Below are 9,255 nucleotides of genomic sequence, written 5' to 3' on the forward strand. Positions count from 1 at the left end.
GGTGGATAGTTCTTCATCCCCAACGGGACACTCTCCCGATCTCCCCGAACCAGCAAGGTCCAGGGTCTCAGGTGTCCAGTCCTCGGGTGGAACGCCCGGAGCTCGCCAGAGCAGACGAGGCGCTCGCTGAAGGCCTGGCCGCCGAAGCCCGCGCTCAGTACGCCGCGCTCGTCGATGATCCGGCCCTGGGTAGCCGCCCCGATTTGTGGCGTCAGGCTGAACTGGGTCTGGCTCTGGCTGCGGAGGCTGATGGGGACCTGCCCGAGGCCATCGAGCGCCTGACGTATCTGCTGGCCGTCCTGGCGCCGCTCGATGAACAGCAACTGCCCCCGATGGCCTTTGAAGACCGCGAAGAGACCGAGCACCGGATCGGCATCGCCCTGGCCTTGTGCCGATGCCTGCGCGAGGTCGGTGACCTGTCAGCGAGCGTGGCCATCGGCGAGATCACCTTCACCCGGGAACTGCCTGGGGGCTGGACCGACCGGGGTATCGAACTTGGCGCCACGCTGCTGGCCGCCTACATCGAACGCGGGGAACAGACGATCTGCCGGGCTCTGGCCGCCCAGCTGCTGGAAGCGGCCGAGCAACTGGGTACACCGCGGGCGCTGCGCGCCGCCTGCTGGAACGGGGCGACGGTCGCGGCCATCGACGGCGAGGCGAGCCGGGCCGCCAGCGCATGCTTCATGGTGACGGCGGCCAGGCCCCAGCAGAGCGCGGCGCCGAGCAGGGACAGGCGGTGGCTGCGCAGGCGCGCCCCCGCACGCCTCAGCGATGGCGCTGCTCGGGCGGCTGCGGTCGCGGTCGTCATGCCGATTCCAGGACGGCGGCCATGCCGAGCGCGGGGTACGGCTCGCGACGGACGGGATACAGGTCACCGCACAGCTGGAGAAGGTCGACCAGCTCACCGCTGGCGCTGTAGCGCGCCCACCGACCCGGAGTGTGCCGGTAGAGGTCGGGCCGGGTCGCGGTCCCGGCCCGCGTCGCCCACAGACGACCCAGCGGGTACAGGCCCACCATCCGAACCGGCCCCCCGAGGTGGGAACCGAACTCGGCCGCCACGCGGCGGGCCGTGCTCAGAATGCGCCGCTCGGGATCGTTTTCCACCGCGACGGCCAGGCCGCCGCCCACGCCCGCCCGCAGATACTGCGCGACATAGGTGGCCACGCCCAGCTCGGCCACCGTCCGCGGCCGCATGTGGCGCAGGACGGCCGCGATGGCGGGGTCGCACCGGTCGGCGGCGGGAAGATCGTGGACGCCGAGAACGCGTCCCCGGGTCAGAGCGTGGTAGACCCGATCAGCGAAGTGATCAAGCTCGGGACGGGCGCTCACCTCGATCCACGAGCGCCAGCCGGCCGGCAGCCGCAGCTCGAGTTGCCGCTCCCAATGCGCGACGATGCGCCCGCGGTGATCGTCGATCAGGTCGAACAGATGAACACCCAGCTCCGGGCACATCTTGCCGCTGCGCAGCAGAGGCTCGACGATTCCGTAGTACTGCAGCCTCGGCAACTGCACCGCGATCGTCGTCGGCAGACGCAAGCAGGCGGGCGCAGCCAGCGCCGCGACGGAGCCGGCAAGCCGAGCGCAGGACTCGATCTCGTACACCGACAGTTCAGGTCCGTCCCACTCGATCGACACGATCGCGGGGACGTCGACGAGCCGGCAGCTGCGCAGAGCCAGCAGCGACATGCGCCGGCCGGTCGTCGTCACCAGGCGCACAGCGTCCTCAGGCCACAGGCAATGACCAGTGATGACGGTGAGCTCGGCTGCCTTCCGCAGCCCGTCCGCGGGCAGGCTGCCGGTGGCGAAGGTATAGGGACGGGCGCCACCAAGCGCGAGGCCGGTGTACACAGTGGTGTTGCCAGTGACGGGCTCGATGCCGCACAGCGCATCGCCGGCGATGGTGTGGGGCGCCTCGAAGGCGTCAAGCAGGTGGTGAACGCGGTGGGCGGCGCGGCGCACCGCTTTGCGCTGCCCCGTCGTATCGGGCGCTGACCTGGTGCAGATTGGCGCCGAGCGGCTGCAGCGTGGTGGAGGCTGCCGCGACAGTCACCTTCTTGAGCAGCGGCTGTCGGGCGTCAGGCGCGTGATGGGTTAAGTGGACGATCTCGGTCCCGCGACGATCAGCGAGATGCATGGGCAGTCCTTAAAGGACGCAGTCATCGGGAAACGACTGCGGCACGGGCCAGGGCCAGGAGCCAGGGCGGGTGGCGGCGGGTCGGGCCGGCGCGGCGGCGTACGACCCTCGTGAGGAACTGGCCACCGATCCGGGCATCGCCGCGGGCTCAGGCAGGGCGCTCAACGCGTGACCGAGTTCGCGCAACGCGGTGACCAGCGCCAGCGTGGAAGCTGCATCGGCCGAGCCGGACTGGGCGGTGGCCGCATCAGCGCGAGCGGTGGTCTGCAGGAGCGCGACACCAGCGATGATGAGGATCAACGCCACCAGCTTGGGCACATTCATCGACTCGTGAAAAACGGCCGCGCCGATGATGGCGATAGCCGCCGTCCCGACGCCGGACCAGATGGTGTAAGCCATGCTGATTTCCATCTGCAGCCGCAGCGCCCACGCCATCAGTCCGTAGGACGTTACGACGCCACCCAGCGCCACCAGGGTGAAGATCGGACCGGCGGCACCGCCGCCGGAGGCCGCAAGCTTGAGCGCTGAGCTGGAAACCACCTCAACAGCGATCGCGGCGGCCAGGAGCAACCAGGCCATCATCGTCGCGTGACCGCCGTCGCCGTCGCCGTCGCCGTCGCCGCCGGTCCGGACGCTGCGCGAGCGGCGAGCAGCGCTTGCCGGACCTGCTCAACAGCCATCTCCCGGGCCTCATCACCAGCTCGCCCGTGCTCGGTCAGCTGTCTCCACATCGCCCGGATGCCATCGGCGGCGACTTGCATGTGCCAGTCGCAGATGCGGCGCACAGCGTTCTCCAGCTCGACCGAGCACTGCAGCAGCCGATTGAGCGAGGGAAGGTCTGCCGAGCGTTCAAGGCCATCCAGGTCGGCCAGGCGAGCAGGCCAGCGCAGGTGATCACGCTCGATGTCGGCGACCACGGCGGCCAGCGTCTCACCGAGGCTCGCTTCAGGATGCGCGCGGTAATGCTCCTCAGTGGCTGCCGCCGCCGCGACAGCCGTGCGCTCGCCGCTCTGCAGTCCTTCCAACGAGACACGCAGCATTCGGAGCCGGTGCTGCACCTGAACAGCGCTCCAGCCCAGAACCATTAATCGGGCTTTCTCGTTTTCGACAGCCCAGCCCACCAGCATCAGCTCGCGCATGATCTGGTGATCGGCAATCCACTGCTCAGTGTCACCGAGCTCGCCGGCGGGTTCGATGCGCACTCCACCGTAGGCCAGAGGGCTGATTTCCACGTCTACCGCAGGAGCCACGCGACCTGGGCCATGTCCGTGCTCACGACAGTCTCTACTCAGATCGCGCCCCCAAAGCTCCCAGGAGTCACCCCCATGCCAGCCGCCCCGACCAAGGGCCCTTCGCCTACCCCCCGGCCGAGGGCGAAAAACCCTCGACACGCCGAGCGAAAGTGGTATCACAACAGCTCTCGATACGGCAGGATCAAGCCCCATGGCGACATCCACATCCACCCGCGGCAGTCGGCGCGGCAAAGCGCGATGCCTGGAGCAGGCGAGCGCGGCCCCTGACGAGGTCATCCAGACCACCGTACGGCTGACCGGTGCGGAGCTCCTAGCTGGTCACAGTCTCGCTGCCGAGGCCGGCATCAGCTTCAGCGCTCTGGTCGCCCGGCTCATAGAGGCTGCCGAACGGAAACAGACGGCGGCAAGAAGTAGCGCAACTGCCTCGAGCACCCCCCAGACCCTGCCCGGCCTGGAACTCCTTACTGCCTCTGGCGAAGCCGCAGCCTGATGAGCGCACCCGACATGCCCCCCGCAGGAGGTCGCTGACGTAAGCCCCACAAATGCGAAACGCCCGGGGAAACCCCGGGCGACCGCATAAACAACTCACAACTTCACGAGTACTCGCGTCTTGGTTTGGCGGCCGGTCGCGAGTCTCGCCGTTGACCCCGCTGGCTTTGCGGGTGGTCCAACAAGCGAGTCCGCGCCTATGGATCGCTTGATGGCCCTTGGCATGCCAGCAGGTCGCTGTATATGCCAGGAGCCACCATACCCCAGGGCCACCGGCTGAGCCCAGCATTGCCCGATATGGGCGCGTCACACCCCTGTTGTGACGCTGGGCGCGGCTGCTCACACACGTCCGAGACCCCCAGGTCCACGGATCTCCACCGGACCGCCTGCCACGGGCTGTCCGGATCATCCGGCATGTCGTCGTCAATCCCGAAGGCCGACCCTTCTGTTGCAGCCGCTCGCGCACATGCGGCCGAAACCTACGCTCGGCTGGTGCCGCTACTGGCCCAGCAGCTGCACGTGCGGCTCTCTCCTGACGGCGGCAAGAACTTCCCCGCTGGCAAGCATTCCCGACCACTGGCGCCCCTCCGGCCGCAGCTACCCAGCAAGCCCTCCACCATCTCGGTGTACGACACCGACGGCAGGGGCCAAGTCCTCTTCCTGGACTTCGACGTCACCCGGGCCGTCGGCCTTCCCCGCGCCCAAGCCGTCGCCCGGGTCACCGAGCACGCCCAGGCTGCCATCGCCCTCATCGAGCAGTGCGGAGGGCGCGCCATCAGCACGCTGTCTCCCAGCGGCGGCCGCCACGTCATCATCCGCTGGTCCAGCCCGCTGCCCTGGACCGAGCTGCTGCGTCTGACCCGCAGCCTAGCCGTGCGGTTCCCCACGCTCGACGTGCAGCCGATGGCCAGCCGCAAAGGGCAGATCCGCCCACCCGGCGCCCTGCACAAAATCGATCGCGGGCAGCTGACTGGCTGGATGACGCTGACCATGCCGATCGAGCAGGCCGAAAGGATTCTGCGCCACCCCTGCGGCTCGAAGGTCTGGGTCGCGCTGCAGCAGGAGCTCACCGCCGAGCTCGCGCAGGTGGACTCTCCTTCCACCGGCTCCCCCAGCTGGACCACCACGACCGCGGGCGAAGCCGGCCGTACCTGTCCTGACTGCGACGCCGTCGTCGACGTGCCACTGGACGCTGACGGCTATCCCTGGCTCCCCCGCACCAGCAGCGCCCGTCCGCTACGACCCGAGATCGAACGCCTCGCTCAGCTCGGCGACTGGGAGAACAGCGGCGCTCAGTCAGCGTCTGAGCCGCGGCTGGGCCTACTCAACAGCATGGCCGCCGCAGGTCTGCGCCTGGGTCAGATCCGCACCCGTATGCACGAGGGCACCTGGGCTGGTCTCGCCCGCCTGCTCGACTCCCGCCGCCAAGGCCCACGCAGCGCCGAGGAGCAGGAACGCCTTCTGCAGCGGGACTGGCAAAAAGCCGTCACCTGGGTCGCCTGGCGAAGACATGTCCGCAACTGCAACACAAGCCAGAACAACCTATCCACGGCCCCCCCTCCCCGCCTCGGGTCCTCGACGCGATCTCGGCTTGAGCAGGAAGATGGTCGAAACGATCAAAGGCCACGCCTTTACAATGTAGATTCGCTTGTCCAGGAGAAAGAGGGCCACGACCAGAACCGATGGGGTATCTGCACCATTGCCCCACAGCTGGCCGATGAGCGAGTGCTGAGCCACTGGCAGGAGATCCTCCAGTGGCGGACCTGCATCTGGCTCGCCGAGCAGGACCAAGAACGGACGGCTGCCTGGGGCCGAGCCGCGCCCTTCATCCGGCTCCTCCTGAGGGCCATGGTGGTAGCGGCCCGCATGGACGGATCGACCCAACCGGCGTTCGGTTGCCGCTCCCTGTCGCAGATGACCGGCGCCGACTACACCGTCGTCGCGCGTCACCTCAAGCGACTGAGAGAGGAGGACGACCCGCTGATCGAGTTGGTCGAGGCAGGCCGGGGTAAGGCGGCCGACCGCTACCGACTGCGCGTCCCGGACAGATATCGCGACCAAGCCCGATGGATCCGGTGGCGCGGCGGCCTGATCGACGTCCTGCACCCGGCCTTGCACATGTTCGGCCCGGTCGTCGCGCTCGTACTCGAAGTGCTGTCGACCGCGCCGACTGGAGCGACCGCGGTGGCTCACACTGCCAGGGTCTCCCGCTCGGCCGGCAGCCAGGCCCTGCGGCTGCTGGCCACCTACAACCTGGCTGTGCGCGACGGAGAGGGCTGGATTCGCGGCGCGGCTGACCTCGACGCGATCGCGATCGAGCTCGGCGGCGACATCGACGCGGCGGAGCGCAGGGACCGTTACCGCGAACACCGACGCATCTGGCACGCCATCGTCGAGTCGTGGGAGCAGGAGGCCACCGAACCCGAGCGCCCCGAAAGGGTCGTCGCGGTGGGGCCGCACAGCGTTGGTGATGCCCCGTGGCCCCAGGGACCCACCCCGGAGAGAGAGCCGGATGGGGCCTTCGCCGCGACGGCACCCGCCGTGCCGACAGGCCCTAACTACGTCGTCGTGCCCAGACCCCGACGGCGAGCCCGCAGGAGCTGGCCGGACGTCGTCCCAGGCAGAACCCGACTAGAAGATCATGGGGAGCTGCTCACGTTGTTCGAGCTGGCCGGCATCCCGCCCGACTGATCTCCATGATCAGCGCCCTAAGGCGTGTCTGAGGTGGTCTCGCCACTGGCCACCCCGTGGATGAGCGGCCGGCATCAGCGGGGCCGGCCGCTCGGTGACCGGAAACGATCACCGGGTTGGGTGAGCAGCCTTTCAAGCTGAGGATGCGAGGGGTCGCCCCCCAGCGGATGGCTTTCTCGCTGCGGACGCGTGCGCGTTCGCAGCGTTGGGCGGCCAGAACGTCGGGATGGCGGGCGTAGGCGTTGCGCCAGCGTAGATAGGCGTGCAGAGCCCGGGTCTGGACGGTGTGGTTGGGATGGTCGGAGTTGGTCAGGGTGAACTGGCGCAGCGGAGCCCCCTTTTCCTCGGTCAGCCTGCTCCAGCGCATCCAAGGTCTCGTCAGCGACCGCCAGCCCAGCCGACTCCTGATGCGCCCGCACGATCGTGGAGTCCACGCTGACCAGCTCCAACCCGACCTGCCCACGCGATGCGGCCTCGGCGATCAGCGCGTCCATCAGCCCTTGGAACACACCGGCTTTGGCCCAGCCGTTGAACCGGGAGTAGAGCGTGGACCAAGGCCCGTAGCGGTCTGGGACGTCACGCCAGCCGGATCCGGTGCGGAACCGCCACAAGATCCCGTTGAATTGATCACGCACCCCGCCGGGGCAGCGGCCCGGTAGCCGCCACCGGCAGATGCGGCCCAATCAACGCATACGCCCACTCGGCATCTGTCACATCGAAGCGCACCGCATCCGAGTTCTACCAGCCACGGCCAGGCCACCACCCCACTGGCGGGCATGACCTCCTGCTCGCGACCCTTGGGGGACGATGAGCGATCGTAGGCCCAGATGGCCAGACGGCACCCGCCGTGGTGCGGCTCGACAAAGACATGACCTGCTCGGGTCGTGCTTGTCCGGATCCGCGAGCTCGACCTTGTAGCCACCGCCAGGCAGCAGGGACACCAAGGCATACCAAGCCGCGCTGTCATCGGCCGGGTTGATGGCGACAAAGGTATTGTCGTCTTGGTTCAGGCCGGCGATCAGCAGAAGCTGGGCGTCTGTAGTGAGGTCAGCGACGAAATGACCGTTCGATGTCGGCGATGAAGAAATCGGCGGCCGTCTCAGCCTCTTCGGCGGTGGTGTTTGGATCGACGCTACAGGATGGCATGTCGCGCCGGCGTAGCCATGTCGCAGCTATTCGCCGATGATCGCGATATGCGGTGGCGTGATAGCGGACGGCAAGTTTGATGCCCGGAGCAGGCCCAGCACCTTGCGCCGGAACTTCGGCGATAGCCCGTTCTCTCATGCCACTTTCCTCTCATCACGTGGCAGAGAATCTAGAAATCACCTCCACGCAACCCGGACACACCAGAGCCTCCATCAAGCCCAGCGCGGTTCACGCTGGTAACTTTTGATGTACGGTTTTCTGTATGCAACGGCTGAGTGCTGGAGAAGATCAGCTAAGCTGCTGCTCTTAACCTACCGGTTTGGGAGAACGGCAATGGCAAAGCGGATCGTAGAGAGCTTCGTTGATGATCTTGACGGGAGTCCCGCTGAGCGGACCACCAAGTTTGCTCTCGACGGGGAGAGGTACGAGATCGACCTCTCCGGAGCCAACCGTGAGAAGTTGGAGAAGGCTCTCGCGCCCTACATCATCAAAGCACGGAAGGTCATCCAGCCGCGCGGCATCCGAGCTGGCCGAGGCAGTTCACGCAGCAGTGCTGCCATGAGCCGGGAGAAGAGTGCTGAGATCCGCCAGTGGGCCAAGGCGCACGGTCTGCCGGTTAGCGAGCGTGGTCGTATCTCTGCTTCTGTGATCGAGCAGTACGAGGCCGCCCATTAGGCCCTTTGCAGGCCCCTCTTCGAAGGGGCCTTACGCTCGGCGAAGTGAGAATCCACCCGGTCGGGCGCCGGCAAGGGTCCTTCGTTCAGGCCGATGAAGCTATGACGGGCTCAACACCCAAGTCGTCGCGCGGCCGAGATGCAGTAGTCAATCACATCGCGGGCGGATATCGGATTGGTCCAGTTCACTTGTGGGTGGCTGTCATGCTGCTTGGCTACCTTGCTTCTCTCAGGCCCGTGAGCTGAACAATTTCGCGCCTGACCTGAGGGCGCTAGAAAGTCTTAATTGCGCGGGTCGGTACTGAACCCATTTTCATCCTCCCCTGGAGGACTGCCGAAAAGGGGGCTCACCGCCCAGCAGTCTCAGACCGCGCAAGGGGCTGGGCCGATCCGTCGGCGGTCCCACACGATCGCCGACGGCCGCTGCCGGTCGCTGGCGCTGACGGGTCAGTGGAGATGCTGCGCCTGTTCAAGCTGGCCAAGACATCAGCGATCAAGTCCAGATCTCAGGCCATCAACCAGCTCAAGGCCATCCTGATCGCGGCCGAACCGGCGCTCCGCGACTCACTAACCGGACTGAGCAACCCCAAGCTCATCCGCCGATGCGCGAAACTCACGGTCGACACACCAGAACCACCCCTTCTGCCGTTTGACATCCATAGAGGCATCGAGCTCGCCGCCCACTACGCCGCCACGGTGACGATCGCCGAGATCATCTACTAGCTACGGGCTCCACCCGACCGATCTCATTCATGATCGACCGGACACGCCCTAAGACCGTGACTCATTTGGAGATTGATCGTTAGACCGTTCGTGGATGCGTTCCTTCGACGGCTGGTGCCTGATGAGTTGTGGGAGTTGTTCCTGC

9 protein-coding genes and 2 pseudogenes are annotated in these 9,255 nt (G+C 67.0%); 3 read left to right on the forward strand and 8 right to left on the reverse strand.

Annotation, left to right across the window (positions count from 1 at the left end; genetic code table 11):
* From ABFX50_RS49690 to ABFX50_RS49710, 5 genes are all read right to left on the reverse strand, one after another.
* Nucleotides 1-323 (reverse strand): hypothetical protein (locus tag ABFX50_RS49690; protein WP_346158113.1); only part of this gene is annotated, 323 nt, incomplete at its 3' end.
* Between the two features lie 194 nt (nt 324-517).
* Nucleotides 518-808 (reverse strand): hypothetical protein, encoded by a 291-nt coding sequence (locus ABFX50_RS49695; RefSeq protein ID WP_346158116.1) that lies wholly within the window; start codon nt 806-808, stop codon nt 518-520.
* On the reverse strand, nt 805-1,959 hold the full coding sequence (locus ABFX50_RS49700) for a hypothetical protein (RefSeq protein ID WP_346158118.1): 1,155 nt from the start codon (nt 1,957-1,959) through the stop codon (nt 805-807). The genes ABFX50_RS49695 and ABFX50_RS49700 overlap by 4 nt, the downstream gene beginning before the upstream one ends.
* Before the next feature lie 184 nt (nt 1,960-2,143).
* A complete protein-coding gene (locus ABFX50_RS49705) occupies nt 2,144-2,704 on the reverse strand; it encodes a DMT family transporter (RefSeq protein ID WP_346158120.1) in 561 nt (186 codons plus the stop codon).
* Nucleotides 2,705-2,712: 8 nt separating this feature from the next.
* On the reverse strand, nt 2,713-3,336 hold the full coding sequence (locus tag ABFX50_RS49710) for a hypothetical protein (RefSeq protein WP_346158123.1): 624 nt from the start codon (nt 3,334-3,336) through the stop codon (nt 2,713-2,715).
* A 1,032-nt stretch (nt 3,337-4,368) separates the two neighbouring features.
* Between ABFX50_RS49710 and ABFX50_RS49715 the strand changes: the two genes are divergently transcribed.
* The gene (locus ABFX50_RS49715) at nt 4,369-6,567 is read left to right on the forward strand and encodes a hypothetical protein (RefSeq protein ID WP_346158125.1); all 2,199 of its coding nucleotides are present in this window, start codon (nt 4,369-4,371) and stop codon (nt 6,565-6,567) included.
* Nucleotides 6,568-6,715: 148 nt separating this feature from the next.
* On the opposite strand, the pseudogene ABFX50_RS49720 reads toward ABFX50_RS49715, so the two are convergent.
* From ABFX50_RS49720 to ABFX50_RS49725, 3 genes and pseudogenes are all read right to left on the reverse strand, one after another.
* A pseudogene (locus ABFX50_RS49720) lies at nt 6,716-6,904 on the reverse strand (IS630 family transposase); the annotation flags it as partial.
* 169 nt (nt 6,905-7,073) lie between these two features.
* Nucleotides 7,074-7,250, reverse strand: a pseudogene (locus ABFX50_RS51710) (transposase); the annotation flags it as partial.
* A gap of 364 nt (nt 7,251-7,614) precedes the next feature.
* Complete coding sequence (locus ABFX50_RS49725; RefSeq protein WP_346158128.1) at nt 7,615-7,851, reverse strand: hypothetical protein; 237 nt, start codon at nt 7,849-7,851, stop codon at nt 7,615-7,617.
* Nucleotides 7,852-8,046: 195 nt separating this feature from the next.
* Between ABFX50_RS49725 and ABFX50_RS49730 the strand changes: the two genes are divergently transcribed.
* Nucleotides 8,047-8,388, forward strand: coding sequence for a histone-like nucleoid-structuring protein Lsr2 (locus ABFX50_RS49730; protein WP_346158131.1), 342 nt, complete (start codon nt 8,047-8,049; stop codon nt 8,386-8,388).
* Nucleotides 8,389-8,843: 455 nt separating this feature from the next.
* Nucleotides 8,844-9,110, forward strand: a complete 267-nt coding sequence (locus ABFX50_RS49735; RefSeq protein WP_346158133.1) for a hypothetical protein — start codon at nt 8,844-8,846, stop codon at nt 9,108-9,110.
* Nucleotides 9,111-9,255: the final 145 nt, after the last annotated feature.

The sequence above is a fragment of the Nonomuraea recticatena genome (assembly GCF_039533245.1).
Taxonomy (GTDB): Bacteria; Actinomycetota; Actinomycetes; order Streptosporangiales; family Streptosporangiaceae; genus Nonomuraea; species Nonomuraea roseola.

Excerpts from the sequence above, each read along its gene's own strand:
- ABFX50_RS49735 (WP_346158133.1), top strand. The coding sequence starts at position 8,844 with ATGCTGCGCCTGTTCAAGCTGGCCAAGACATCAGCGATCAAGTCCAGA.
- ABFX50_RS49725 (WP_346158128.1), bottom strand. The coding sequence starts at position 7,851 with ATGAGAGAACGGGCTATCGCCGAAGTTCCGGCGCAAGGTGCTGGGCCT.
- ABFX50_RS49730 (WP_346158131.1), top strand. The coding sequence starts at position 8,047 with ATGGCAAAGCGGATCGTAGAGAGCTTCGTTGATGATCTTGACGGGAGT.
- ABFX50_RS49695 (WP_346158116.1), bottom strand. The coding sequence starts at position 808 with ATGACGACCGCGACCGCAGCCGCCCGAGCAGCGCCATCGCTGAGGCGT.